A 26,108-nucleotide genomic window follows, 5' to 3' on the forward strand; every position below is an offset into this window, starting at 1 on the left:
TTGAATACGTTACCTAAAAGTAACCTTCAGTGCTGCCTATTTCATAATAGCTGCCTGTTAAGTCATTTTTGTGACCAGATAAACAAATCCTCCCCGCGTAATTCATGATGACTTCGACCGCTTAACTTCAACAGAGCTACTTCGACTGAAAGTGTTTACTTACTAATGTTTTTACCACCTGCCAAATCGTCTGAGCCCCCCGCTGATCACGGAACCATAGCGCTGTTCCACTTGTTCGTGAGTCACCTTCCCTTCCACCCAAGTACCACCCTCGGTGGCGACGTTATGAATCAGTGGCTGTAGACGATCTAGAGATTTTGCGAAGACGGCATCATTGGATTCTGCGGCTTCAAATTCGTACCAAAGGGCTTTGAGCTCTTCGCCTTGTGACGTTGGCAATAAACCAAAAATACGTTCTGCGGCTTGTTGTTCTGCTTCCTCTTGTGCGCTGTTATCGGTTGTTTCGTGAATGGGGTGATCGCCTGCATCAATTTCGACAATATCATGTATCAATAGCATTTTGATCACTCGGTCTATATTGATTTCTTTGTAAGAACTGTCCTTTAGAATAAAAGCGTACATGGCCAAATGCCAAGAATGTTCAGCGGAATTTTCTCGTCTTGATTGATCAATCAAAGGCGATTTACGGATGACCGATTTGAGTTGGTCTATCTCACGTAAAAAGTGAAGTTGTTGTTCTATGGCGTGTGAACTCTTCGGATCCAACATGGCGGCTCTTCATCTGCTGCTGACTAAATAGGATCCAGAGTAACCAAGAAGCGTGCAGAATTCGACCCTAAGTTGCAAGGTCATCTGACGATGACCAAACATGTCAACTATTTAACAACAACCGGCTCAGGAAAACCGCCTATCGCTTGCGCAATCCAGTCTCGTGCATCGGGGATAATTTCGACCAATTGCGGAAGATCGTTCACACACAAAAACTTAATGTCAGGTTCTGTCGCTTTGCTCAGCAAGGCAAGAGTGTCAGCTGGCGGCTGGCCTTTTCCCTGCCCGCTTATGATATGAAGATGATCGGCTGTCGTGCTAACCTTGGCTTTTTGGTCGCGGAGGCAGGCGTGATTATGGAGACCTTGAGGGAAAAATTGCGCCAGATTACGAAACCTGTATTTGATGTTCTGGAGAAACTCGTCGGGATATCGAGCAAACAGCTCGGCCATGATTGAACGTCGAAAAGGATGCACCACGTGAGCCGAAGAAAACACGTCAGTCGACGGAAAGCCAATGATATTGGCCGCATTGATCTGCATAAAATAATGAAATTTTGCTGGGTGATGGCGCATTTCAGCATCACTGAGCAAACCGCTATAATCCACCCATTTGCCACGCAAAACAGGCGTCAGCCCGTCAAAAACATCGGTTGGTTTTAGCGGCGCGGCCAAGAATACATCATCATTAAAATAGATAAAGCGCTCACTCAGCCCCTCAATCCGCCAGAGCATACTTTCGATGGTTAACGAGTTGAAGGTCGGCAACACCTGCGTGAAGCCATCAAATAGTTCCGAATGATAGGCAAGATGTACCTTGGCTCTGATGTTGCCCGAGAGGCTGGATAAGTCGGGGCCTTCATCGTCAACCACAATCCAAATCTTTCCTATCCAGGGCGCATGATTTTCAATCGACTGAATGCAGTACAAAATCTCATCGTTGCATAACCATCGATGTGGGTTAGAAGCATTTTCATTCAGTGGCAAAGACTCCATTGCCATGTATTTTTGTCGTTTCTGTTGGTGTTTCGCTGTGCTTCCATCCACCCAAGTAATGACGGCATCAATCGGTTCAAGCTGGCGCGCTGTTGTATTGCTTGTTTTTTCGGTCTCTGTCTGTTTTTGTGCCACGTGGTGATCTCTTAGATGATGTCAAAGGTCATTCGATATTGTCGCACTATTCTATTCTCAGTGTCTGCTACTAACCTATTGACTTAGAATGTAATTTTCTCAGCAGGCACGGCAGGTGAGAAATAGTACCCTTGAATGACTTCACACTTTTTCGAACGCAGGTAATCGAACTGCGCTTGCGTTTCGACCCCTTCTACGACAATCGACAAATCCATATTTTTGGCCAGTTGAAGAATTGTATCCGTCATTTGGCGTTGTGCTTTGTCTTCCGGCAAGCGGTTGATAAAGCTGCGGTCTATTTTCAATGTGTCCCAAGGCAAAGTAGCAACGTACGACAAAGAGGAATACCCTGTCCCAAAATCGTCTATGGCCAGTTGAACACCCAAACTTTTTAGCGCAATAAGCTGTGGGATGACTTCTTGCTCACGTTCGATAAACGACGACTCTGTCAGCTCAAGTTGCAATAATTCCGCAGGAAAGCGACTTTTTATCAACGCCTGCTTTACTGTGCCCATAAACTGTCCAAATCGGAGCTGATGGGCCGACACATTGACCGACATTTTGATGCCCTTAATGCCATTGTCCAGCCACAATTTGCCTTGTGTACAGGACGTTAACAACACCCATTCTCCTAGCCTTTCGATCAAGCCCATCTCTTCTGCAACAGGAATAAATTCATCCGGACCAATCCAACCCCATTCGGCATCATGCCAACGGACCAAAGCCTCAACCCCGACTATCTGGAGTGTTTCGCTCGCATATTGTGGTTGGTAAAAAACGCGCAACTGTTCCGTCTCTAATGCCTGTTTCAGTTTCACGCTTAACTGCAGTTTCCTCTGACTGACACTGGTGAGTTTTTCTTCGTAAAAACCAATGCTGCCACGTCGTTCGTGTTTTGCGGCATACAATGCAGAGTCGGCTTCTTGCAGAATATCACCGTTGTCTTTTAGCCCCTGAAAGCTCACTCCCAGTGTCGCAGACACATAAATTTCACTTCCTTGAGGCAATGTAATCAGTGCTTTACAGGCTTCTTGAACCGCGCGATTCAGTCGATCAATGGCGCCCTGATCGGAGGTCATAACCAAGATTGCAAATTCATCACCGCCGGTGCGACAAACGTGCGCGGTCAATGTCGGGATATGACTCAATGCGCCCAACAAACGCTGACCAATAACGGACAAAACAATGTCGCCAGAACCATGACCATAGCTGTCGTTAACGTCTTTAAAGTGATCCAAATCGACCACAATCAAACACATGTCATTATCAGAATAGTCTCGGATCAAATCGTCTAAAGCCCGTCTGTTTTCCAATCCGGTTAATGGATCATGCCGCGTCAAATAAAACAGCTTGTTTTGCGTTTCTTTCAGCTCATCAATATTCACCAACGCATAAATATAGGTTTCGCTCTGGCTGGACTCGGCCCCAACCGGCGTGATGGTCAGCAAACCATGTGATGTGCCCCCAAAACTCACTTCGCCTCGCCAATGGGCTTCTTTTTCCTCTGGAAGCTCATTGGACGCCGCAAAGGCAAACAGCGTATTAACAGACGTAGAACCAGGCTCCACGATAGAAGGAAGGCCAACCATAGAACAAAACGCAGGATTCGCTTTGATAATAACCCCCTTATCGTCCACGATGGCCAAGCCTTCTTTGACATTATTAAAAACGGTAGAGGCTTGTTTTAGGCCGTAATTTTTCTCTGACAACTCTTGCTTTAATTGACTGTTCAACGAAAAAAACGATGACCACTTTACGGCGTCACTCGCAAAATACGCTGACAGGTGCTTATGTCTAAATAGTGCAAAGCCCAACAAAGGAACACTGAAAGAACACGCCATGATGACTTTGCCGCTCAATCCACCAATGACGATATCGATCACCATTTGATTCACCCCAAAGGCGATAAAGGGGAATAGCACGCCATCCAAACACAGCACAAAAATAAACAACAAAATGTACAGGGTACTGGTCGCGCCGTAAGACCATTGGCGCTTTTTAATGGCATCGAAGCAATAAAACAGCAGAAGTAATTCTGAAATAATCAGCGTTCCACCCAAAATAATGAATGGAACCGACACATCAAAAAAAGCCGACGGGATATTGTGTGGATTGATCATGCCGGGCGTCGTTAACATTGCGCCAACCAGCATAGAAAAAAGTACATTAAAGGTATCGACCAAAATAACAAGGCGCACCAAATTACGCAGAATGAAAACATCCCTTTCGAGAAAAACAAACAAAACCGACGCCATCATAAATGCGCCATAGCAAAGGTTGCCGCCAGAGAATATTGATATGCTCGTTAATGGGGATGCTGTATACATTGCCAAAAAAGCCCCCGATCAAAAGCACCAAAGCAATGTAAATATAAAATGCGCCTCTTCTCACGCTGTGGCTAAGAAAAGAGAAAAACAAAGGAAACAAAGAAAAAAGACCAACCTGAGCGAAAAGCAATATCAGCATTTGCATTAACCTTGAATTAGGGTCTCAGAGTACGCCTAAGTACAGGACTTACAGCACCGTTTACAAAGGATCGTCTGGAATATAGTCCGCTTAGTATAGGGCTTTATGATCCATATTTCTCGCCGCACCATGCGCGCGGATGCGCATTTCAATTTCAAAAAATAACCAGAATGCAGCCAAATTACATTGCGACGCATTTACTTACAGTCTCTACCTTGTTTATTCGAAGGGTAAGTTTGATTATTTATAAATCAAAGTCCTTTCTTCTCTAAGCAGGAAACGAACATGAAAAAGAATTTGAATTCACTCGATCGGATCATCCGCGGTGTCGTTGGCATTGTATTTACAGGGTTTGCGCTGTTTAACGGTGAGTATTTACAAGAGCCAATACTGGAAGTATTGCTCGGCGTGTTTGGCGCCTTGAATTTAATTTCTTTGTTTTTCGGTTGGTGTCCGGTTTATCACCTTGCGGGAATAAACACTTACAAAAAGAAACATGATTAACCCGACACGCTTACTTTTTGGAAGCTTATGCCACCCATTTTAGAGTTACAAAGAGACAAATCCTTTCGTCTAAAGTTGATGCTTGTGTGTCTCAGCGTCGCGTTATCTGTCGCCACTATTTATGTCGTGGTGTCGTATCGACTCGCGGCGGACTTAGGGCTTAAAACGGAGCTAGATTCCCTTCATCGACAAGCCATGTTTTTGCATGGTGAAATCTTGTTGTCGAAGAACGACTCTCAGCAACACCTGTCAGAACTCGTAAGCTTGGTGTACTTTAGCAAGCATTTTTCAGTACCTCAGCTCTATATAAAAGTATCTAATTCCGACATGAAGTGGTCGATGAACCACAACATTGACAAAGAAAAAATTGACTATTTGATCTCGAAGCTGCCCGTTTATCCAATTATAACGTCACACATAGCGGATATGCCTAATGGCGTTACAGAAGTAGACGACGTCACCTTGCTATGGCAAGTCATACAAGATGACCGATACCAAATCACCATTGTTAAAACGTCTCAAAGCCTAGACGACACCCTAAAGTTTGTCATGCAACGCCTTATTATCACCTCGGTCATTGTGTTCTGGTTAGCGGCGTGGCTTGCGCTCACCTTGTCGTCATGGATGAACAAGCGCGTGCAAAACAAGAATGATGCGCTGGCTCGCTTGGCTACGCACGATGCCTTAACAGGATTACCAAATCGGCTGTATCTAACAAATCTGATGCAGAGTATCGATTTATGCCCTACTTCCATCGATAAAAAATCAGACTATCACAACATGCCTGCGCCCAAACAAGGTTCTCTTTTTGTCATTGATTTAGACAAATTCAAAGAAGTTAACGACACATTTGGCCACGCGGCAGGAGACTCATTACTGATCGACGTCGCCCAAAAGCTACAAAATGCCTTGAACAACACACAGACTTTGGTGCGATTAGGGGGCGATGAATTCATCGTTTGGGCGCCCGAAATGGATATAACGGACGCCAAAGACCTCGCGCAACGTTTAATAGAGGTGTGCAATGAACCCGTAATGATCAATAAGTTGTCGATCAACACGGGCGCCAGCATTGGCATTTCTCACTACCCTAGCCATACGAACAATGCCGAGTCCCTGATCACATTGGCCGACGTCGCCATGTACGAAGCCAAACAGAAACGCAGCGGCTGGAGTTTATTCAGCGAACGAAACACGCAACGTGGTCATCAAAGGCTGCGTCTACGTGCCGACCTAGAAAACGCGCTCACCGACAACCAGATCAAACTGCATTATCAGCCAAAAGTGTCACTCGCGGATGGCCAGATCATTGGTGTTGAAGGCTTAGCAAGATGGTATCACCCGACCGACGGATTGTTGTCGCCCTATCATTTTATTGACCTGATAGAGCAAAGTGGACGCGTACAAGAATTTGGACGTTATATTATTTTAAACGCCATAGAGCAATTATCGCAGTGGCAAAAACAAGGAATTTATACGCCTATTGCCATCAATTTATCGCCTTATAACCTTCTCGACCCTGAATTATTGGATTACACATTTACTCTTTTGGAAAAATACGCGATCAACTCAAGCTACTTAGAAATCGAGCTAATAGAGTCTTCCACCAGCATCAACATAGACTATATTTCCTGCCGTCTTAGTGACTTCAAACAAGCGGGAATTAAGCTCGCCATTGATGATTTTGGCACTGGGATGAGCTCGCTCTCGTACATCAGTAATCTAAACGTGAACCACATCAAAATTGATCGATCCTTTATTATTGACATTGAACAGGACGTAAAAAAACAAGCGGTGGCGGCGTTGGCCATCTCATTAGCGAAAACCTTTGACAGCAAAGCCATTGCTGAAGGCGTAGAAAACAAAGCGCAAGCCGATTTGCTGATAGAGATGGGCTGCTTGTATGGGCAAGGTTACTATTTCGCTAAACCCATGCCAGTAGAGGAAATAGAGCCATTATTGCTTAATAATGTGTTTTTACCAATCTCGTAACATGACATACAAGAGACAAGTCTAAGGTGACTTGTCTTTTGTATGCTTGTACGCTGTTTAATACTTATGTTGGATCAAATCAGCCCTCTACATCAAATACGGTTAAGCAAATCCGTTTTTTTCAAATTGTATTCGTTGTCTGAAATAGCCCCCATATCACGTAACTTCGCTAATTTTTCAATCAACTGGATAACTTCATCGACTGATGCCGTATCCGTCAAGTTCTGAGGTGTTTGCATTGCAGAAGCTGGTGTAAACGCAATTAGCGCAGACGGAGCCACAAAGTTATTCTGTGGTACTAGGTTTTGTTGAGCTGACTGTTGTAATGCATGATTGTTCACATTTGAGTCAGACGAATCTACACCAGAAACAATAGGTAAGGTATTAACCGGAATCGTGCCATATTGGCTGAAAAAAGTCAGTGATGAGTTACCGCCCTGCTGCTGGCTTATGCCACCAATGTTGTTGTCTAACGTATCGTAAACCGTTACGTTGCCATTCACTTCTACCGCTAGGCGATTCGGAAAAATAGCGTAACGTGTGCTGTTTTGTGCACCGCTGCTAAAAGGCTGACCCAGATCGCCAGGCCACCATTGATTGCTAGATTTAGAGCCCTTTGCTAACGGCATGAATACCTGCATATTGGCAAGACCATTAGCCAATTCATTACACAAGTTATCCACTGTTGATTTCAAACCATAGTTGAACATGTCTCCAACCATAGTCATTCCACCACGCATCCACTGACCGCCACCACCTAGCTCGGGACAGTTGAACTGCGCCATCGAACCACTACCGTTGTTTACGGCAATCAGCATGTGCATCACGGCATCAAAGCTTAGGTTGTAACGACGGGAAAGGGAATTTACTAGGTTTTGTCCATCTTGCGTTAAATTTTGCATGGTAAAGCTCTCTAAATAAGACGTAGAGCTGTTCTCTTTTATCTATCCGCTGCAAAAAAGGCAAACATCGCCTAGTACATGGACACAAACAAAGAGTAGGTTGCAGCATCATGCTGGCCAACAGGTTTCGTAGATCTCTACTCTAACACAGACACGTCTTACAAAATCGTGACAAGAGCTGAATAGACACAAATAACTGTTTATTTTCTGAGCATACTTTTTTTGCCACAAAAAAGAGACAAACCACTACATGGCTTGCCTCTTTTGAATATCCGGTGACTGAGCCTAATTTTATTTCATGAGCACATCAATATCCGACGCATCATGACGCTCTTCCAGTTTCGCTCCGTCGCCAAAAGATTTATTCACAATGCGTCCGCGCTGCACGGCTGGACGTTGCTCAATGGCTTTTGCCCAACGCAACACGTTTTTATAGCTGGTTACATCCAAAAATTCTGCGGCATCGTACAAGTTACCCAAAACTAAATTGCCGTACCAAGGCCAAATGGCGATATCCGCGATTGAGTATTCGTCGCCCGCCATGTAAGTGTTCTTAGCTAACTGCTTATCCAAGACATCTAACTGACGTTTGGTTTCCATGGTAAAGCGATCAATCGGATATTGCATTTTAGTCGGCGCATACGCATAAAAATGACCAAAGCCGCCCCCTAAATACGGCGCAGAACCCATTTGCCAGAACAGCCAATTACGACATTCCGTTTTTGCCGCTAGGTCTTTTGGTATCAAGGCATCAAATTTTTCAGCCAAATACTGCAAAATAGAACCCGACTCAAACACACGAGTCGGTGGCGTTGTGCTGTGATCCATCAACGCAGGGATTTTAGAGTTTGGGTTAATCTCGACAAAGCCAGAACCAAACTGATTACCTTCGCCAATGTTAATCAAATACGCGTCGTATTCAGCAGCACTGATTCCTAGCGCCAATAGCTCTTCCAGCATAATGGTGACTTTTTGGCCGTTTGGTGTCGCCAACGAATGCAACTGCAGTGGATGCTTTCCAACGGGTAATACCTTTTCATGGGTGGCGCCTGAAACAGGACGATTGATGCTGGCAAATTTGCCACCGCTTTCAGCATCCCACGTCCATACTTTTGGTGGCACATAGTCTTGATTCAACTTGGTATCAGAACTCATAACATCTCCTAAAATTCTTTCTGGGTAGAAGAAAAGCTTCCACGCTTAATGTTCAACAAACGCTCGCTCGATCACATAATCCCCAGGTACACCAATTTTTGGGGACTCATGAAACCCCAACTCATCCAATAAAGCGGACGTGTCTTTTAGCATACTCGGACTGCCGCAAATCATGGCTCGGTCGTGCTCTGGGTTTAACTGAGGCAAGCCAATATCTTCAGCTAATTTGCCACTGCGAATCAAGTCCGTCAGGCGCCCTTGGTTCCGAAAGGCTTCGCGAGTGACTGTCGGATAATAAATCAGTTTTTCACGTACTTGCTCACCAAAAAATTCGTTGTCGGGCAATTCCTTTTCTATAAAGTCCGCATACGCCAACTCGCTTACATGACGAACACCATGAATCAGCACAATTTTTTCGTACTGCTCATAAGCATCAAAATCTTGAATGACGCTTAAAAAAGGCGCTAAACCCGTGCCCGTTGATAACAAATACAGATGCTTACCTGGGTGTAAATCACGCGTTACCAACGTGCCTGTGGGTTTGCGACTGACCAAGACTTCGTCGCCGACTTCCAAGTGCTGCAAGCGTGAAGTCAACGGCCCATTGGGTACCTTGATACTGAAAAATTCCAAATGCTCTTCGTAATTCGGACTCGCTATACTGTAAGCACGCATCAAAGGACGCGTCTCTGTTTCTAACCCAATCATGACAAACTGACCATTATCGAATCGCAAGCTTGGATTACGTGTGGTTTTAAAGCTGAACAAATTGTCGTCCCAATGGTGAACGCTCAACACGCGTTCGGTCGCAAAAGCACTCATACCTTCCCCTAATAAATACGCTGATTGCCATGAATACTATTAGACAACCCTATATTTATATAATCGATAATTTAAATGACTTTAATATGCTGAGCATATATAGAATAACGATTTAAACAGCATGACATCCAAATGGGCAGCAAATACGTTAAGAAATAGGAAGGTAAAATTCATTGTAAGAAAAGTGCTCTGCTGTACGTCAAAGAGTCAGCAGCATGAAAAAGACGCTATGGCTAACCGCGTTATCGATCCGGTGCGCTCACAGGATAATAAGGACACTCAACATGAAAACTCGACATTTACTCAGTAACACTTTCGGTTTATTGCTGCTCGGCGGAGCGGTCTCTTTTAGCGGCTTATCACACGCCGCACCACAAACCATGATCGTCGCTGGCGGTTGCTTTTGGTGTGTAGAATCGGATTTTGAAGCCGTACAAGGCGTCAGCGATGTTGTCTCTGGGTACATCGGAGGAGACACGGAAAACCCAACCTATAAACAAGTATCGTCGGGAAAAACCGGCCACTTTGAGGCCGTTGAAATTCACTTTGATGATGACGTGGTTTCACTAAAAGCATTAGCAGACTATTTCTGGAAAACCATCGACCCAACCGACGCAGAAGGCCAATTCTGCGACAAAGGCTCACCTTACAAAACCGCAATGTTCTACCAAAATGCCGAACAAAAAGCCGTCTTCGACGCGTCTTTAGCCAAAGTGATCAACACCAAGCCGTTTAAGAATGACGTGGTGACAGAAATCCTACCAGCAACAACCTTCTACCCAGCAGAGGAATATCACCAAAGTTACTACACTAAAAACCCGCTTCATTATGCTTACTACCGAGCAAGTTGTGGTCGAGATAATAAACTTGAGCGCCTTTGGGGCGAAGTGGCCAGCAAGAAATACCATTAACAGCAAAGCAGAGTGCACGCCTGCGTATTTTCGTGTGCGCTCTCACTTTTCTAAGTATCAGCAAAACGTTTTTTCCCTCGATTTTGCGCATAGAAATTGAAGCAAATAGGTAAACCACGTCGAAAAGCTAGCCATCTTAGCCTCCCTATATCAGAGTAAAAACTCAACTCGCGGAGTTCTATCTCAGTAACGAAAAGGAGTTTTACGATGAAAAAAATCATTCCAATCCTTGCGGGCAGCATGGTTATCGCCTCGTTAAGTACCGCCGCAAAGGCGCAAGACATGACAGAAAATAACAGCGGTTTTTATGTTGGTGGTAATTATGGGTATCTCAAAGTAGACAGTGATGATGACTTTGACGACAACAACGACATGGTTCAAGGCGTAGTCGGCTATCGCTTGAACTCGTTTCTTGCTTTGGAAGGCAGTTACATTGATTTCGGTAAATATGGTGGCCGCGCCGCGAACGCAGAAACCACGGGTTACACTGCGGCTCTAAAAGGCACCATCCCGATCACTCAGACAGTAGAAGTGTTCGCTAAAGCTGGCCAGCTCTGGCACAAAACCGACTACAATATTGCCTCGGTTTCCGGCCACTCAGACGATCGCAGTTTGTTCGCTGGTGCTGGTGTCAACTTTAACGTCACAGAAAACTTATTGCTAAATGCACAATACACCTGGTACGACGTTGACCTAAACGCAGACAACGTCAGCTCTGATTCAAAGTTCAAAACCGACTTCAACCAAGCCAGTGTCGGTGCAGAATACCGTTTTTAATCCCCATTTCCTCCAATCCCAGAAGAAGACAGGCGTCATCGAGCCTGTCTTCTTCTTTTTATGCACAATCCCCCGCGATGGGTCTTTGACCCTTTGGCGCTAAGCCTCTAGTATCTATGCATCTCATTTTCAAAAGATGTCGACTATGAACCCCATTCTGCAAGCTCAAACCAACCATAAATCCATTCGCCAATACACCCAACAACCGATTGATGACGCCTTACTCAAACAGCTGATACAAGCCGCCCAAGGTGCCGCTTCTTCCAGTTTTATTCAGGCATATTCTTTGATCCAAGTGTCCAACAAAGACAACCGTCAAAAGATGGCGGCGTTGGCCGGTGGTCAAAAATGGGTCGAATCAGCTGCCGAATTTCTAGTAATTTGCGCGGATTTAACCCGAGTGGAACATTGCAGCATAGAGCAAGGATTAGGCGAACTCGAAGGCAACACTGAACATTTTATCGCAGCGACAACCGACGCCACGTTTTTTGCGCAAAACCTCATGTTAGGAGCGGAATCCGTTGGCCTTGGTGCCGTGTTTATTGGCGGCATTCGTAACGACCCCGCACAAGTTGCCGACATACTTAATTTGCCAAAACACGTTTACCCTATATTTGGCCTGTGCCTTGGTTATCCCGATGCACAACCAGACATCAAACCGCGTTTGCCTGTCGATGTTATCCTTCATAAAGACAGTTACGACAGCCGCCGTTGCGCAGAAAATGTAAAAGCTTACGACGCACAAATGCAAGCCTATTACCAAAGCCGTGGCGACAATCAAAAAACCAGTAACTGGTCAGAACAAACCGCCGCCGCAGTGCAAAAGAAAAAGCGCGAACACATGTTAAGCTTTTTGCAACAACAAGGTTTTTTAAAGCGTTAATCTCTATATTGTATTTATCAACTGAGGAAAGCACATGATCACTAATGTCCCAAACGTTATCTTTAAAACACGTGTACGCAATGAAGAACTGGGTGGACCAAACCCATTCGAATGGAAAGATGTCGCAACCGCAGATTTATTCGACAACAAAAACGTTGTTGTTTTTCTTTGCCAGGCGCCTTTACACCAACGTGCTCAACGTCTCACTTACCACGCTATGAAGCGCTGTACGAAGAATTCAAAGCCCAAGGCGTAGACGCGGTAATTTGTGTTTCTGTGAACGATGCATTTGTGATGTTCCAATGGGGCAAAAGCCAAAACGCGAAAAACGTTTTCCTTCTGCCTGACGGCAACGGCGACTTTACTCGTAAAATGGGCATGCTGGTTAAAAAAGACAACTTAGGTTTTGGTATGCGCAGCTGGCGTTACGCAATGTACGTTGAAAACGGCGAAATCAAAAAAATGTTCTCTGAAGCAGGTTTCCAAGACGACGCGCCAAGCGACCCATTTGAAGTGTCTGATGCCGACACCATGCTGAATTACTTAAAAAGCCGTTAATTCAAACGGCTATTTTTTATGCGCACAACGAACAGCAGGCTGTCGTCATAAAAGCCTGCTTTTTTGCCACACTCTTGTAAACGATTAAGATAAACGCCCGACCGGTGACAGCGCATCAAGCAACTCGCTGCTTTCGCCTTCCATAACTTGCATCAACAATTCCGCGGTGGTCGGCCCCAAGGTAAAGCCTTGATGTCCATGCCCAAAGTGAAACCATAGGCCTTTATGATGTGGCGCTTCACCCACAAGAGGCAGCATATCGGGCATGCAAGGACGAGTTCCCATCCATTGCGGCTCTTTTACTTGTTCCCCTAAATCGATGATTTCACTCAATGCCACAGCACCACGTTTTAGCTGCCTTGTGTCTATCGGTGCATTTCGCGGCACCAAAGCCGCCCCCGTTGTCACTCTTAACCCTTTTATCATCGGCGCTGCCAATACACCATTTTCCACGTCTAAAAATGGCCGTTGTAGTGTTTTTGGCGCATTAAAATGACCATGATAACCACGCTTGTATACCATAGGAATTCGATAACCAAAACGCGATAACAGCTCTGGTGACCACGGCCCTAGCGCCACCACCACTTGCTCCGCTTTCAGTTCCCCTTCACTGGTGAGAATCTGCCAACCCGATACTGTGTGCTGCAACGTATTTGCCTCTCCCGTGACAAATCGGCCTCCACGTTTAACGAATAAGTCACAATAGGCTTCGGTCAACTCTCCCGGCGAAGAACAGCTCCAGCTTTGCGTAAAATGCACAGCGCCTGCTGGGCTTTCTTCAAAGCAGGCTCTTCTTTCAGATAACGCTTGCCATCAAAAATATCGGACAGGACACCATATTCTTGCCTAAGGAAAGCAGCCTTTTTAGCGGCTTTTTCAAACGCCTTTTCGTTGCGATGCAACATAACCAGACCACGATGGCGTATTAACGATTCAGCCTTAGCATCACGGATTAAAGATCGATGATCTTCGGTAGAGCGCGCCACTAACCGCGAATAGAATTGAGAGATATGTGCGTGTTTTTCAGGGGAAGAGTAGCGGAAATACGACCACAGAGCCGGCGCCATTTGTACTACACCGCGCATTTTCCACGTCACGTCGTTACTTATTTCCAGCGCATATTTAAATAGCGTCACCAAGTCTCTTGGCAAAGCATACGGTTCTGCCGCCTCAACTTGGATCATCCCCGCGTTACCGTAACTGGTTTCTAACCCTGCGCCCTTACGATCAACAATGGTAACCTGATGACCACGAGCTTGCAGCGCTAAGGCACTGCTCACACCAACCATTCCCGCACCCAGAACAAGAAATTCCGCCATACCCGACCTCTACACCATTCCAATTAGCCAATAAAAACAATCTACTCCTCCCCCAAGAGTAAGTGAATATCCTTATACCGCCAGTTTCATTGCTATTCTATGAATCGCCACTTTCGAATACGTCTTCCGACACAAAACCTTGCTCGACTAATTGGGTCAAAAGCGCCCTTGTGCGCTCTCGAAACATATCCCGCAAAAGACGCACGGTTGGTGTAATGGATTGGCGGCTCGGGCTAATTAACCAAAGCTCACCTTGGGGGATTTTATAATCAGGCATAAGAGAAACCACTCGACCAGCCAGTAAATCACGCGAAATATCCAATGAGGACTTTATTGCCACACCTTTTCCAGCCACACACCAACGTCTTACCAAGTCGCCGTCGTTCGCGGCACAATAGGCTTTGGGCTTAATTTTGTAAGATTTATCTGCGCCTGACTCGTTACCTGACTCTTTGTATGAGAAGTGCCAAGTGTCGTTCAAAATATTTTGCAGCTGATAAAACAATCCTTGGTGATTGAGCAAATCTTTAGGGTGTTTGGGCGTACCGTGTTTTTCCAAATACATGGGACTGGCCACCAATAATCGAGGCACATTACATATTTTAAAACCGTACAAATTTGAATCCGCAGGCGCGCCATAACGCAGAGCGACATCCAACGCATCTCGATAGAAATCAATATTACTGTCACTAATGTGCGCTCTTAACGTGACTTGTGGATACTGTTCCATAAAATCATCTACCCAAGGGATCGCGATGTTTCGCCCCAAATCAGACGATACCGCTAAACGAATTTCCCCGCTGATGATATCCAAATCGTTATGAATGGTTTGCTTCGCTTGGTCCAGCATCGACAGAGCCGCCGTGCATTGTGGTAAATAACGCTCACCCGCTGTCGACAATCGAAGGTGCCGTGTGGTGCGCACAAACAGCTCAACACCAAGCGCCGCCTCCACTCGTTTAACCGCAGCGCTGGCGGTTGCCATTTGCATGTCTAAATGTGTAGCCGCCGCGGTAATACTTCGACACTCCGCCACTTTTAACACAACACGAAGATCCTCTAACTGCATGGCAACCCCTTTTTTAGCGAAAAACACAGACATTATTATCAAATATAATTTGATAATAATTCAATAAAAACCCTGTTTTTCATTCGATAAAGCCTAGTTACCATAGCGCCAACTTGCTCGAACCAGAGCGTCACTACTTTTCATGGAGACAAACATGTCACACCAAATTATTACCGATCTAGAAAGTCGTCACACTACCAAACAATACGATGCATCAAAGCGCATTTCTCAAGCTGACTTAGAGGTAATCTATGAAGCCATGCGCCTATCACCATCTTCTATCAACTCTCAACCTTGGAAATTTATCGTGATTGAAAGTGATGAAGCCAAACAACGCTTCCACGATACCTTTGCAAACAAATTCCAGTTCAACCAAAAGCACGCGAAAGACGCTTCGCACATCATCCTATTTGCTCACAAAACGCATTATAGCCGTGATGACTACGCTAATGTTGTTGATAAAGGAATTGAAGATGGCCGCACTAAACCAGAAAACAGAGAACAAGCCTTTGGTGGGTTTGCTTTCGCAGAAATGAACATGGATGAAAACGGCAACAATTCAGCATGGACAAAAGCCCAAACCTACATAGCGCTTGGAAACACCATGCACGTAGCAGCACGTTTAGGCATTGATTCAACACCAATGGAAGGGGTCGATCACGAACTAATTCGTGAATTATTCCCAGAGCTTGAAGGTTACCAATGTGATGTGGCGCTGGCTATCGGCTATCACCACAAAGACGAAGACTACAACGCCGCGTTACCAAAATCTCGCCTAGCGATGTCGGATGTAGTGACTGTGCTTTAAAGCCTATTTAAAAAAGCAAAAAGAGCAAGCCACGTAAGTGACTTGCTCTTTTTTATATTCAAAAATACCGCACGCAAAATAAGCTAAATACACTATTATTAAAAACTAGAATTTGGTTCAGCCAAAAACTCCAACTCTTCATAAGACGATTTTCTGCCTAAAATGGCATTTCTGTGTGGATAACGGCCGAAACGATCCACAATTTTTTTGTGTTTTAATTCAAAATCCAAATTATTCACTATGCCCAAGTCGCTAAATAATTTAACGGCTTCTTCGTGAATTACGGAGGATTCACTGTGCATATAAGGCATGTATAAAAGCTTCTCTCGGTGGGAGACAATTCCAAGTCCAATCCATGAAAAACAGCAACTTGAGCCAGCGCCAAAGCCATCGAGTCAGCCGCAAAAGCGTCTGGGTGGTCGCGGTAAATATTACGGGAAAATTGGTCTAATAAGATTATTTCAGCCAAGGCGCCTTTTGAAGAATGGCGCCAAGCAGACAATTCACCTTGAACCGCTTGGCGATGTAATTTGCCAAATCGAGTTACGATTTCGTTGTCAAAATTGGTGTCTTTTTTAAACCATAATTCAGGTTCAATTTCCGTAAACCAAAAATCCAAAACCTCTTGATACATCACTTTAGCTCCAAATTGACCAAGCAAGTAGAAATATAGTGCTTGGAACCGTTATATTCCAATCACTGTACTTTTAATCGTAGGCAATCTACAAAGCGATGGCTGTTAACGCCTCAATCACGTCTTTCAGTTGTTGCGTAATATACGGCTGTTTTCTCTCATCAAGTTGGTAATCAGACTGCTTGGCTAATTCATCGTTAATGTAAGTGGCTTGGGAAAGTTCCAGTTGAATGGCGTGAATTCCGTTACTTGGTTGGCCGAAGTGACGAGTGATGTAGCCGCCTTTGAAACGCCCATTGAGCACTTGCGTGTAGTTCGGTTGCAGTATTTGCGTGACGGCATTGGCGATTGCGGCGTCGCACGCTTTGCCTTCGTTAGTTCCCCAGTTAAAGTCCGGCAGCGTGCCTTCAAATAACATAGGCACTTCGGCAGCAATACTGTGTGCGTCGAATAAAATTGCGTAGCCGAACTTGGCTTTTAGTCGCGCGAGTTCTTGTTCAATCGTGCCATGGTAAGGTTTCCAAATATGTTCTTTGCAAAAGGTTTTATGCTCATTAGTTGGCGCTTTGCCTTCAGCAAAAACAGGCGTGTCTTCAAATAAAATATCGGGGAACAAGCCCGTGGTTTTCGTTGCGTAGAGTGGTTTGTCGTCATAGGGTCGATTAAGATCGATCACATAACGTGAGTAATTCGCTTTAATAAAACCCACGCCCAATGACGCTAAAAACGCATAAAGCTCAGGAATGAACCAATCCGTATCCGGCAATTTTTTGGCTTGCTCTGTTAATCCGACTTGCACCGCTTCGGTCAGGTTCAAACCCGAATGGGGCATACTGACCAGCAAAGGCGAATCGCCCTGCACAAAATCAAAGGCCGGTACAGTTAATGCGTCATGCGTTGTCATTATGCTTTTCCCCCTTGATTCTCGTTACCTTGGCTTAAGTAACCTTGGTAAACACGATGCTTAACTAGGTTGCCACCTAACCAATAGCTTAGCTCACCTGGACTTTCTACGTCCCAGCAAACAAAGTCCGCGACTTTACCGACCTCTAAGCTACCATGAGTATCAGACATTCCCAATGCTTTAGCAGCGTGAATGGTCGCGCCAGCCAAAGACTCTTCTGGCGTCAGTGCGAACAAGGTACACGCCATGTTCATCATCAATCGAAGCGATAACGCAGGCGACGTTCCGGGGTTGGCATCCGTGGCAATCGCCATTGGCACGCCGTATTGACGCAGTAAATCAATCGGCGGACGTTGCGTTTCTTTTAGGGTGAAAAACGCACCCGGCAACAGCACAGCCACCGTGCCAGAGTCGGCCATGGCTTTTACATCAGCCTCTTCAATAAACTCAATGTGATCTGCCGATAACGCTTTGAACGAAGCCGCCATGCGAGTACCGCCCTGCGACGTCAGCTGCTCCGCATGGATTTTCACCGGCAAGCCCAGTGACTGCGCGATTTTAAAGTAACGCTCTACTTGATCTGTGCTAAAGGCAATGCCTTCACAGAAGGCGTCTACAGCATCCGCCATACCCAATGTGGCGATCTTTGGTAATACCGACTCGCAAAGATAATCAATATAAGCGTCCTTATCGTCAAACTCTGGCGGCATCGCATGCGCCGCCAAACAAGTACGTTTAATGGTCACTGGGCATTGGTTTTCTAGCTCTGTTGCCACTCGCAGCATTTTTAACTCACTGTCGAGAGACAAACCATAACCGGATTTGATCTCTACAGTGGTCACGCCATCGGCCATGAGACTTTTCAGCCGACGCGATGCACTGGCGACTAATTCCGCTTCGCTGGCGTCGCGAGTCGCCTTCACAGAGGACGCAATACCGCCGCCCTGCTTGGCGATGTCTTGATAACTCACACCATTTAAGCGCTGTTCAAATTCCCCTGCACGATTACCACCAAACACAAGGTGCGTATGGCAATCGATCAAACCTGGCGTAATCCAGCCGCCGCCCAAGTCATGCTCCGTCTGAGTTTCATAGACAGGCAAATCTTGTGCTTCGCCAATCCAAACGATACGCCCGCCGACGACACCAATGGCGGCGTTTTCAATCACGCTATACAAGCCATTTTTCATGGTAGCGATATGAGCACCTCGCCATAAGCTGTCTAACTTCATTGCAGTATCGTTTGTCATCGCTTTTCCTTTTCTTAAATCACTAAACTTGGCTATTTAATACTAGGCAATAGCCCTTCAGGCATGGTGTCGTTATGAACCGCTTCTAACAGCAACTCATTGGCCTTTTCGATGTCAGTCGCAAAGTAGCGGTCTTTGTCATAGAAAGGTACACGAGCGCGCAAAGTCGCACGGGCATTTTCTAAACGCTTACTGGATTTCAATGGCGCGCGGAAGTCCAAGCCTTGTACCGCAGACAAAATTTCCACCGCTAAGATACCGCGGGTATTTTCCGCCATGTCTTTCAAACGACGCGCTGCGAAGGTCGCCATAGAAACGTGATCTTCTTGGTTAGCCGAGGTCGGCAAACTATCAACAGACGCTGGGTGCGCGTAGGTTTTATTCTCGCTCGCCAATGCCGCCGCCGTTACTTGCGCAATCATGAAACCAGAGTTTACACCGCCGTTGTCCACCAAGAATGGCGGCAATTTACTTAGGTTACTGTCGATCAGCAAAGCCATACGACGTTCAGACAAACTACCAATTTCAGCAATCGCCAAAGCAAGATTATCTGCCGCCATAGCAACAGGTTCTGCATGGAAGTTACCACCAGAAATGATGTCGCCTTCTGCGGCAAACACCAATGGATTGTCCGATACCGAGTTCGCTTCCACACACAAGACTTTCGCCGTGCTGCGGATTTGCTCAAGGCATGCGCCCATCACTTGCGGCTGACAACGTAGCGAATAAGGGTCTTGGACTTTCTCACAGCCTTGGTGAGAATCGCCTAACTCAGACGTTTCGCCTAATAGATAACGATATGCAGCGGCCGCGTCGATTTGTGTTTGATGACCACGTACTTCATGAATTCGCGCATCGAATGGACTACGGCTACCAAGCGCCGCTTCCACAGATAAGGAGCCACACACGACCGCGGACGCGAACAAATCCTCTGCTTCGAACAAACCTTCTAAGGCAAACGCCGTCGATGCTTGCGTGCCGTTTAACAACGCCAAACCTTCTTTTGGTGCTAAAGCAATTGGCTCTAAACCAGCGATAGACAAAGCGGCCTGGCCAGAGATTACTTCACCACGGTAGCGGGCTTTGCCTTCCCCTAGCAAAATCGTACTCATGTGTGCCAACGGCGCTAAATCGCCCGACGCGCCTACCGAACCTTTTTTCGGAATGCATGGGTAGACTTCTTTATTGATCAACGTCAGCAAGGCTTGAATCACTTCAAGACGAATACCCGAGAAACCACGTGCCAAGCTGTTTACCTTCAACGCCATGATCAGTTTGACGGTTTTGTCTTCCATCAATTCACCGATGCCCGCCGCATGAGACAATACGATACTGCGTTGTAACTCGTCTAAATCTTCTGGCGCGATACGTGTATTCGCCAACAAACCAAAACCCGTGTTAATACCGTACACCGTGCGGTTTTGTGCAATCACATCGTTCACCACTTGTGTGCTGGCGTGAATCGCAGGGAAAGCGCTTTCGTCTAGAGTCAATTTAACGTGACGACGGCTGATTTGACGCAATTCGTTTAGCGTCAACTGACCTGGTTTTATGGTTAATTCAAACATGGTGTTCCTCAATCTTTTTATTCTCAAATCAAAACGCCGGATAACGGTCATACTTCCCTCATCCGGCCTACAAATTTTCCATCAACAGCGGATTATTTCGCTTGAGCACCAGTGATCATCGGCAGGTTCAACCCCTGCTCTTTCGCGCAATCGATGGCAATATCATAACCCGCGTCAGCATGACGCATCACGCCAGTCGCTGGGTCGTTATGAAGAACACGTGCAATACGCTCTGCCGCTTCATCACTGCCATCACACACAATCACCATGCCGGAATGCTGAGAGAAGCCCATACCGACGCCGCCGCCGTGGTGCAAAGATACCCACGTTGCGCCAGAGGCTGTGTTCAACAAGGCATTCAATAGAGGCCAATCCGAGACAGCGTCAGAGCCATCTTTCATGCCTTCGGTTTCGCGGTTCGGGCTGGATACAGAACCCGAATCCAAATGGTCACGACCGATAACGATTGGGGCAGACAATTCACCGCTACGCACCATTTCGTTAAAGGCTAAGCCAAGTTTCGCGCGTTGACCAAGACCCACCCAACAAATACGCGCTGGTAAACCTTGGAACTGAATACGCTCGCGCGCCATGTCTAACCAATGATGCAAATGCTCGTCATCCGCAATCACTTCTTTTACTTTCGCATCGGTTTTGTAAATGTCTTCTGGGTCACCAGACAAGGCCGCCCAACGGAAAGGCCCGATACCACGGCAGAACAAAGGACGGATGTAAGCAGGAACAAAACCTGGGAAATCAAAGGCGTTTTCGACACCTTCTTCCATCGCCATTTGACGAATGTTGTTACCGTAATCAAACGTTGGAATGCCCATTTTTTGGAAGTCCAACATGGCTTGAACGTGTTTCGCCATGGACTGTTTCGCGGCTTTTACGACGGCCTGTGGTTCCGTTTGAGATTTTTCGCGGTACTCTTCCCAGCTCATGCCCAATGGCAAGTAGCCGTTTAATGGATCGTGGGCTGAGGTCTGATCTGTCACCATATCTGGGCGAATACCACGTTTTACCATTTCAGGTAGGATTTCGGCCGCGTTACCACAAAGCGCGATGGACACCGCTTTGCCTTCTGCTGTGTATTTTTTGATGCGAGCCATAGCATCGTCTAGGTCTGTCGCTTGTTCATCCACATAACGAGTACGAAGACGGAAATCGATGCGACTTTGCTGACATTCGATGTTCAACGAACACGCGCCCGCCAACGTCGCTGCTAATGGCTGAGCGCCACCCATGCCGCCAAGACCCGCGGTTAACACCCAACGACCCGCCAACTTGCCATCGTAATGCTGACGACCAGCTTCGACGAAGGTTTCGTAGGTGCCTTGCACAATGCCTTGGCTACCGATGTAGATCCAAGAACCTGCGGTCATTTGGCCATACATCGCCAAGCCTTTCGCATCTAACTCGTTAAAGTGTTCCCAGTTGGCCCAATGTGGCACTAGGTTTGAGTTGGCAATAAGAACACGCGGTGCGTTGCTGTGGGTTTTGAATACGCCTACTGGCTTACCCGATTGCACCAACAAAGTTTCATCTTCTTCTAGCTCTTTTAGGGATTCAACGATCTTGTCATAACTTTCCCAATCGCGTGCAGCACGACCGATACCGCCGTAAACCACCAATTCTTCTGGGTTTTCTGCAACATCAGGATCTAGGTTGTTCATCAACATACGCATCGGCGCTTCGGTGAACCAAGATTTAGCAGTCAATGTCGTTCCCGTTGCGGCCTTTACGACACCAGCGCGATAACGTTTTTGAGCGAGTGTTTGCTTAGTCATTTTTCAATCCCCTAAAACTTAAAAAGAAAGTCTTCTAATCAATTATTTATTAAAATCAATAAATCAAACCAACATGTATATACAATTAACCTAAAGATAAAATCTAATTTTTCCAGATGCAAGGCATTTTTGAAAATAAATCCAGTAAATTCAAATTATAAAAGGCAAAAAAGCCCGATCGAAAAACAAAAAAACCTTATTAAACAAGCACTACAGAAGAACACACCTACAAGAAAAATAAACTCATCAAAAACAAACTTGTATATACATTATATTTTCTATTACACTCAAAAGATCGACATTCATTAGGAAATGACTTGTGACTAGCCAACACACTACTCATTGCGACAAGGTTCAATACTATTTTGCAGAACGCGCTTTGCTCTCTACAGGCTGGGCGCATAACGTACTTTTCTCGGTAAAAGACGGGCAATTTCATTCTTTTGCAGCAGGCAGCGCACCGACAGCAGAGAGCCATATTTTATCTGGGCCCGTCTTACCCTCCCTTGCCAATGTGCATTCCCATGCTTTCCAACGAGTGATGGCCGGTGCCGCCGAAGTCAGCTTGAACCCAAATGACAGTTTCTGGAGTTGGCGAGATTTGATGTACAAAATCGTGCAAAAACTCACGCCAGACGACGCACACATCATCGCCAAACAGCTTTATATCGACATGCTAAAAGCCGGTTACACACAAGTCGGAGAGTTTCACTATCTGCACCACGGCGTGGGCGGAAAGCATTATGCTCAGCTTGGTGAGATGTCGAATCAGATCATCGCTGCTGCGGACGAATCGGGAATGGGATTAACGCTCTTACCTGTGCTGTATTCACACTCGGGCTTTGGCGGACAAGCACCGAACGCCGGACAGGCGCGTTTTATCAACAGCACAGATTCCTATTTGGCGTTGCATCAAGCCTGCGATAACGCGCTAGCGAATCACCCTCGGCACAAGCTAGGCATTTGCTTTCACTCCCTGCGCGCAGTGACCAAATCACAAATAGAAACCGTACTCTCTGCGTTAAAAAAAGACGTTCCGATACATATCCACATCGCCGAGCAACAAAAAGAAGTGCAAGACAGTCTCGTCTTCAGTGGTCAACGCCCTGTGGAATGGCTGCACAATGAAATCGGCTTGAATGAGCGCTGGTGTTTGGTTCACGCTACTCATCTAACCGACACTGAGCGCCAAGCCATTGCAAAGAGCCAAGCCGTCGCTGGACTGTGTCCAACCACGGAAGCGAATTTAGGTGATGGCATTTTCCCAGGTGTGGCCTTCGAGCAAGAAAATGGCCGTTGGGGTATAGGATCAGACAGTCATGTGAGCTTATCGATTGTCGAAGAGTTACGAACGTATGAATACGGGCAGCGCCTGCGGGATCAACAGCGTAACCGCTTGTATCGCCCTGACCAAACCAGCGTGGGCGATAACCTTTACCAGCAAGCCTTATTGGGCGGTAATCAAGCCTGCGATGTGTCATTAGGATTAGCTGAAGGTAACCGTGCTGACTTTATGGTGCTTGACGAATCCCATCCTTTTATCGCGGCAAGCGAAGCCAAAGACCAGCTCAATCGCTGGCTCTTCGCCACTAATGAAAACCTTGTTAAAGACGTTTTTGTCGCTGGCAATCACACCATTGAAAACTTCCGCCACCAGCAAGAAGACAGCAGCCGTTTGGCCTTTATTCAAGTCATTAAAAAGGCCATGAACCATGCCTAATTTCATTATTATCGAGCCATCACAATACTTACGAATGCCATGGAAAAACGGCCTTGGCGAAACCCTAGAGATTCAACGTCATGAAGATGAAATAGGCCTACGTTTTCGTATCAGCCAAGCGTCAGTGGTAGAAGATGGCATGTTTTCCGATTTCAGCGGCTTGCATCGTACCTTGGTGTTGCTGTCTGGCGAAGGAATGACGCTGAAACACACAAACCACACCAATCTGTTAACGAACCCATTGGACATGGCGCGCTTTTCAGGCGGGGATGAAACGCACGCCACTTTGAAAAATGGCAAGATTGAAGACCTGAACATCATGGTGCGAGATACCGACACTCAAGCCAGAGTAGAAGCATATACAGCGCCTTGCTCGTTTTCATTTTCAAACAACGACACCTTGTTCAGTGGTTTTTATTGCAACGAAAAATGCACACTTGGAATCGACAATGGCGAAGTCGTAAATGGTGAAATCGTGTCTGTCGATGCACACAGCACGGTCATTTTCTCGAAAGACACAAGGGTTCTATTAAGCCAAGGAAGTGGTGTCTTTATACAAGTATTCGCGTCAAACTAGCGCCCAAAATGCCCAAACAGTTGGAAGCGCGAGCCAGGGTGTAATAAGCGCGCGGCAGTAACAATGTCATCACCCGCCCATGTGCGGCGTTTGATCTGCAGACAAGGTTCTGATGTTTTAACTTGTAAGCGCTCGCACTCGATGTCGTTAGGTAAGACAGCTTCAACCAAATGCTCGCCTTCCGTCATGGGTGCGACGCTCATTAGGTATTCGTAAGGTGTGTGTTTCGCGAAGTTTTGTTTATCGTATTCGGGCGCCAATGTTGCGTTTACGATGCGTTCTTCGATTTGTATAGGCAGGTCATTTTCAAAGTGCAGTACCACGGAACGAAAGATGCCATGATTGGTTCGAACGCCTAGCGTCATGGCTTCTTCCATAGTGGCTTTGGTCGATTCCAATACGAGTAATTCAGAACGGTGCGTATGGCCGCGCGCTGCCACTTCTTCTGCAATATTGTGCACTTCAAATAACGCCGAATGGGCTTTTTTCTCAGCCACAAATGTCCCTAATCCTTGATGTCGAACTAATAAGCCTTCCGCGGTCAGCTCACGCAGTGCGCGGTTTACCGTCATGCGACTCACCCCTAATGCTTTTACCACTTCCGACTCTGACGGCACTCTTTGATTGGTTTGCCACTCACCAGAGGAAATTTTCAACGAAATAGCCTGCTTTAATTTGGCGTATATCGGCATGGGGGCATCAGGTAATCCATCAAACAAATTGGCAAGATTTGGGGGCGTTAAGTCAGACACTGAGAGTTCCATAGGTTCATTAATTTAAGAAAAAAGTATACCGTGATTAGCTCACAACAAACAGGCAAGATGTCTATACATCCCTAAATAGGCGCCATCCACAACACCGCCAGCCACGAAAGTCCCATTAACAAAGAAAAAATCACGCCCCAGCGGGGCGTCCTTACCTCAATAGAAGCCACGTCAGCAGAAGACACACTGTGATGCTTTTTATGGCCATGAATCATCGCGGCCACCAAGCGTTCTTTCAAGCACAACTCATGATAAAGTACCGCAAGCACATGCAACGCCACTAAGCCGAGCAAGATATTAGGCAACAGATGATGAATGGAGGCCAACTGGCTGGCAACGTCCTCTGACACGAGCCCATAAAAGGGTCCGAACCAAAACACCTCATCGCTGCTGAATAATCCCGTGCCCCACTGCACAGAAAGAGCCAACAGTAAAACAACCACCATAGCAGCACCAATGGGGTTATGGCCTAAGTACTGTTTTGGCTTTCCACTCCATAAAGATTTTGCAAAGCGCAACGCGGCTTTGGGGCCTCGAATAAACTGCGTGAATCGCGCGTAGTAAGAACCATAAAAACCATAAAGTACGCGAGCCACAATTACAGCAGACAAACCATAGCCCATGTAAAAATGGTATTGAATATAATCGTTGTCAGATTTACCGGTCACGATCAGCCCCGTAAACAACAACACAATCAGCCAATGGCTAATCCGTACAGGCCAATCCCACACTAATGTCGACTTCATCTTTCCATCTCTCTTATCGATCTTTCATTGTTCAAAAAACGCCCCTTGCCAAGGAGTGACATTAAACACTATGCTGTGAAAAGCAAGATTCTCTTGATTTAAATAGGGAAACAAGCCAATAAAAGCCTAG

At 46.2% G+C, this 26,108-nt stretch carries 24 protein-coding genes and 1 pseudogene; 9 read left to right on the forward strand and 16 right to left on the reverse strand.

Annotated features, from left to right (window positions below):
• Positions 1-171: 171 nt before the first annotated feature.
• The 3 genes from N5P32_RS00775 to N5P32_RS00785 form a co-directional block, all read right to left on the reverse strand.
• The gene (locus tag N5P32_RS00775) at positions 172-729 is read right to left on the reverse strand and encodes an HD domain-containing protein (protein ID WP_265727307.1); all 558 of its coding nucleotides are present in this window, start codon (positions 727-729) and stop codon (positions 172-174) included.
• Between the two features lie 107 nt (positions 730-836).
• A complete protein-coding gene (locus N5P32_RS00780) occupies positions 837-1,859 on the reverse strand; it encodes a Stealth CR1 domain-containing protein (RefSeq protein WP_265727308.1) in 1,023 nt (340 codons plus the stop codon).
• An 83-nt stretch (positions 1,860-1,942) separates the two neighbouring features.
• Complete coding sequence (locus tag N5P32_RS00785; RefSeq protein ID WP_409371067.1) at positions 1,943-4,186, reverse strand: EAL domain-containing protein; 2,244 nt, start codon at positions 4,184-4,186, stop codon at positions 1,943-1,945.
• A 424-nt stretch (positions 4,187-4,610) separates the two neighbouring features.
• Here N5P32_RS00785 and N5P32_RS00790 point away from each other — a divergent pair, with 424 nt between their 5' ends.
• Both N5P32_RS00790 and N5P32_RS00795 read left to right on the forward strand, forming a co-directional pair.
• The gene (locus tag N5P32_RS00790; protein ID WP_265727310.1) at positions 4,611-4,829 is read left to right on the forward strand and encodes a YgaP family membrane protein; all 219 of its coding nucleotides are present in this window, start codon (positions 4,611-4,613) and stop codon (positions 4,827-4,829) included.
• A 27-nt stretch (positions 4,830-4,856) separates the two neighbouring features.
• Positions 4,857-6,821 (forward strand): putative bifunctional diguanylate cyclase/phosphodiesterase, encoded by a 1,965-nt coding sequence (locus tag N5P32_RS00795; protein WP_265727311.1) that lies wholly within the window; start codon positions 4,857-4,859, stop codon positions 6,819-6,821.
• 92 nt (positions 6,822-6,913) lie between these two features.
• Here the strand turns inward: N5P32_RS00795 and N5P32_RS00800 are convergent, their stop codons facing one another.
• The 3 genes from N5P32_RS00800 to N5P32_RS00810 all read right to left on the reverse strand — a co-directional run bounded on the left by N5P32_RS00800 (position 6,914) and on the right by N5P32_RS00810 (position 9,700).
• Positions 6,914-7,723, reverse strand: a complete 810-nt coding sequence (locus N5P32_RS00800) for an SHOCT domain-containing protein (protein ID WP_265727312.1) — start codon at positions 7,721-7,723, stop codon at positions 6,914-6,916.
• Between the two features lie 291 nt (positions 7,724-8,014).
• Positions 8,015-8,878 (reverse strand): glutathione-dependent disulfide-bond oxidoreductase, encoded by an 864-nt coding sequence (yghU, locus tag N5P32_RS00805; protein ID WP_265727313.1) that lies wholly within the window; start codon positions 8,876-8,878, stop codon positions 8,015-8,017.
• A 45-nt stretch (positions 8,879-8,923) separates the two neighbouring features.
• Positions 8,924-9,700, reverse strand: a complete 777-nt coding sequence (locus tag N5P32_RS00810; protein WP_265727314.1) for a ferredoxin--NADP reductase — start codon at positions 9,698-9,700, stop codon at positions 8,924-8,926.
• 284 nt (positions 9,701-9,984) lie between these two features.
• Between N5P32_RS00810 and msrA the strand changes: the two genes are divergently transcribed.
• The 4 genes from msrA to N5P32_RS00830 all read left to right on the forward strand — a co-directional run bounded on the left by msrA (position 9,985) and on the right by N5P32_RS00830 (position 12,829).
• On the forward strand, positions 9,985-10,611 hold the full coding sequence (gene msrA / locus N5P32_RS00815; RefSeq protein ID WP_265727315.1) for a peptide-methionine (S)-S-oxide reductase MsrA: 627 nt from the start codon (positions 9,985-9,987) through the stop codon (positions 10,609-10,611).
• Between the two features lie 207 nt (positions 10,612-10,818).
• The gene (locus N5P32_RS00820) at positions 10,819-11,388 is read left to right on the forward strand and encodes a porin family protein (RefSeq protein WP_265727316.1); all 570 of its coding nucleotides are present in this window, start codon (positions 10,819-10,821) and stop codon (positions 11,386-11,388) included.
• A gap of 145 nt (positions 11,389-11,533) precedes the next feature.
• Positions 11,534-12,271, forward strand: coding sequence for an oxygen-insensitive NADPH nitroreductase (gene nfsA / locus N5P32_RS00825; protein ID WP_265727317.1), 738 nt, complete (start codon positions 11,534-11,536; stop codon positions 12,269-12,271).
• 168 nt (positions 12,272-12,439) lie between these two features.
• Positions 12,440-12,829, forward strand: a complete 390-nt coding sequence (locus tag N5P32_RS00830; RefSeq protein ID WP_322783795.1) for a peroxiredoxin — start codon at positions 12,440-12,442, stop codon at positions 12,827-12,829.
• A gap of 84 nt (positions 12,830-12,913) precedes the next feature.
• On the opposite strand, the gene N5P32_RS00835 is transcribed toward N5P32_RS00830, so the two are convergent.
• The 3 genes from N5P32_RS00835 to N5P32_RS00845 form a co-directional block, all read right to left on the reverse strand.
• Positions 12,914-13,588: an NAD(P)/FAD-dependent oxidoreductase gene (locus N5P32_RS00835; RefSeq protein WP_265727318.1), complete on the reverse strand. Its 675-nt coding sequence runs from the start codon at positions 13,586-13,588 to the stop codon at positions 12,914-12,916.
• The gene (locus N5P32_RS00840) at positions 13,543-14,148 is read right to left on the reverse strand and encodes an FAD-dependent oxidoreductase (RefSeq protein ID WP_265727319.1); all 606 of its coding nucleotides are present in this window, start codon (positions 14,146-14,148) and stop codon (positions 13,543-13,545) included. Before N5P32_RS00840 ends, N5P32_RS00835 begins: the two co-directional genes overlap by 46 nt.
• Before the next feature lie 97 nt (positions 14,149-14,245).
• The gene (locus tag N5P32_RS00845; RefSeq protein WP_265727320.1) at positions 14,246-15,217 is read right to left on the reverse strand and encodes a LysR family transcriptional regulator; all 972 of its coding nucleotides are present in this window, start codon (positions 15,215-15,217) and stop codon (positions 14,246-14,248) included.
• Between the two features lie 154 nt (positions 15,218-15,371).
• Here N5P32_RS00845 and N5P32_RS00850 point away from each other — a divergent pair, with 154 nt between their 5' ends.
• Positions 15,372-16,025, forward strand: a complete 654-nt coding sequence (locus N5P32_RS00850; protein WP_265727321.1) for an NAD(P)H-dependent oxidoreductase — start codon at positions 15,372-15,374, stop codon at positions 16,023-16,025.
• Between the two features lie 98 nt (positions 16,026-16,123).
• Here the strand turns inward: N5P32_RS00850 and N5P32_RS00855 are convergent.
• The 5 genes and pseudogenes from N5P32_RS00855 to hutU all read right to left on the reverse strand — a co-directional run bounded on the left by N5P32_RS00855 (position 16,124) and on the right by hutU (position 22,171).
• A pseudogene (locus tag N5P32_RS00855) lies at positions 16,124-16,659 on the reverse strand (DUF924 family protein).
• An 88-nt stretch (positions 16,660-16,747) separates the two neighbouring features.
• Positions 16,748-17,563 (reverse strand): N-formylglutamate deformylase, encoded by an 816-nt coding sequence (hutG, locus tag N5P32_RS00860; RefSeq protein WP_265727322.1) that lies wholly within the window; start codon positions 17,561-17,563, stop codon positions 16,748-16,750.
• Entirely contained in the window at positions 17,563-18,813 is a 1,251-nt protein-coding gene (gene hutI, locus N5P32_RS00865) for an imidazolonepropionase (protein WP_265727323.1), read from the reverse strand. Before hutI ends, hutG begins: the two co-directional genes overlap by 1 nt.
• 32 nt (positions 18,814-18,845) lie before the next feature.
• The gene (hutH, locus tag N5P32_RS00870; protein WP_265727324.1) at positions 18,846-20,381 is read right to left on the reverse strand and encodes a histidine ammonia-lyase; all 1,536 of its coding nucleotides are present in this window, start codon (positions 20,379-20,381) and stop codon (positions 18,846-18,848) included.
• A gap of 92 nt (positions 20,382-20,473) precedes the next feature.
• Entirely contained in the window at positions 20,474-22,171 is a 1,698-nt protein-coding gene (hutU, locus tag N5P32_RS00875; protein ID WP_265727325.1) for a urocanate hydratase, read from the reverse strand.
• Positions 22,172-22,490: 319 nt separating this feature from the next.
• Between hutU and N5P32_RS00880 the strand changes: the two genes are divergently transcribed.
• Together N5P32_RS00880 and N5P32_RS00885 are read left to right on the forward strand one after the other, a co-directional pair.
• The gene (locus N5P32_RS00880) at positions 22,491-23,891 is read left to right on the forward strand and encodes a formimidoylglutamate deiminase (protein ID WP_265727326.1); all 1,401 of its coding nucleotides are present in this window, start codon (positions 22,491-22,493) and stop codon (positions 23,889-23,891) included.
• Entirely contained in the window at positions 23,884-24,468 is a 585-nt protein-coding gene (locus tag N5P32_RS00885) for a HutD/Ves family protein (RefSeq protein WP_265727327.1), read from the forward strand. Before N5P32_RS00880 ends, N5P32_RS00885 begins: the two co-directional genes overlap by 8 nt.
• Here N5P32_RS00885 and hutC read toward each other — a convergent pair.
• On the reverse strand, positions 24,465-25,220 hold the full coding sequence (hutC, locus tag N5P32_RS00890; protein WP_265727328.1) for a histidine utilization repressor: 756 nt from the start codon (positions 25,218-25,220) through the stop codon (positions 24,465-24,467). The two genes, N5P32_RS00885 and hutC, sit on opposite strands and share 4 nt — an antisense overlap.
• Positions 25,221-25,303: 83 nt before the next feature.
• Complete coding sequence (locus tag N5P32_RS00895) at positions 25,304-25,978, reverse strand: cytochrome b/b6 domain-containing protein (protein ID WP_265727329.1); 675 nt, start codon at positions 25,976-25,978, stop codon at positions 25,304-25,306.
• Between the last annotated feature and the right edge of the window lie 130 nt (positions 25,979-26,108).

Origin of the sequence: Marinomonas pontica, assembly GCF_026191375.1 — a bacterium.
Lineage (GTDB): Bacteria > Pseudomonadota > Gammaproteobacteria > Pseudomonadales > Marinomonadaceae > Marinomonas > Marinomonas pontica.

Coding starts and splice junctions, on each gene's coding strand:
- N5P32_RS00850 (WP_265727321.1), top strand. CDS start 15,372: ATGTCACACCAAATTATTACCGATCTAGAAAGTCGTCACACTACCAAA.
- hutG (WP_265727322.1), bottom strand. CDS start 17,563: ATGACAACGCATGACGCATTAACTGTACCGGCCTTTGATTTTGTGCAG.
- N5P32_RS00775 (WP_265727307.1), bottom strand. CDS start 729: ATGTTGGATCCGAAGAGTTCACACGCCATAGAACAACAACTTCACTTT.
- yghU (WP_265727313.1), bottom strand. CDS start 8,878: ATGAGTTCTGATACCAAGTTGAATCAAGACTATGTGCCACCAAAAGTA.
- N5P32_RS00895 (WP_265727329.1), bottom strand. CDS start 25,978: ATGAAGTCGACATTAGTGTGGGATTGGCCTGTACGGATTAGCCATTGG.
- hutU (WP_265727325.1), bottom strand. CDS start 22,171: ATGACTAAGCAAACACTCGCTCAAAAACGTTATCGCGCTGGTGTCGTA.
- hutI (WP_265727323.1), bottom strand. CDS start 18,813: ATGACAAACGATACTGCAATGAAGTTAGACAGCTTATGGCGAGGTGCT.
- hutH (WP_265727324.1), bottom strand. CDS start 20,381: ATGTTTGAATTAACCATAAAACCAGGTCAGTTGACGCTAAACGAATTG.
- N5P32_RS00820 (WP_265727316.1), top strand. CDS start 10,819: ATGAAAAAAATCATTCCAATCCTTGCGGGCAGCATGGTTATCGCCTCG.
- N5P32_RS00810 (WP_265727314.1), bottom strand. CDS start 9,700: ATGAGTGCTTTTGCGACCGAACGCGTGTTGAGCGTTCACCATTGGGAC.
- msrA (WP_265727315.1), top strand. CDS start 9,985: ATGAAAACTCGACATTTACTCAGTAACACTTTCGGTTTATTGCTGCTC.
- N5P32_RS00795 (WP_265727311.1), top strand. CDS start 4,857: ATGCCACCCATTTTAGAGTTACAAAGAGACAAATCCTTTCGTCTAAAG.
- N5P32_RS00845 (WP_265727320.1), bottom strand. CDS start 15,217: ATGCAGTTAGAGGATCTTCGTGTTGTGTTAAAAGTGGCGGAGTGTCGA.
- N5P32_RS00885 (WP_265727327.1), top strand. CDS start 23,884: ATGCCTAATTTCATTATTATCGAGCCATCACAATACTTACGAATGCCA.
- N5P32_RS00785 (WP_409371067.1), bottom strand. CDS start 4,186: ATGTATACAGCATCCCCATTAACGAGCATATCAATATTCTCTGGCGGC.
- nfsA (WP_265727317.1), top strand. CDS start 11,534: ATGAACCCCATTCTGCAAGCTCAAACCAACCATAAATCCATTCGCCAA.
- N5P32_RS00790 (WP_265727310.1), top strand. CDS start 4,611: ATGAAAAAGAATTTGAATTCACTCGATCGGATCATCCGCGGTGTCGTT.
- N5P32_RS00840 (WP_265727319.1), bottom strand. CDS start 14,148: ATGGCGGAATTTCTTGTTCTGGGTGCGGGAATGGTTGGTGTGAGCAGT.
- N5P32_RS00800 (WP_265727312.1), bottom strand. CDS start 7,723: ATGCAAAATTTAACGCAAGATGGACAAAACCTAGTAAATTCCCTTTCC.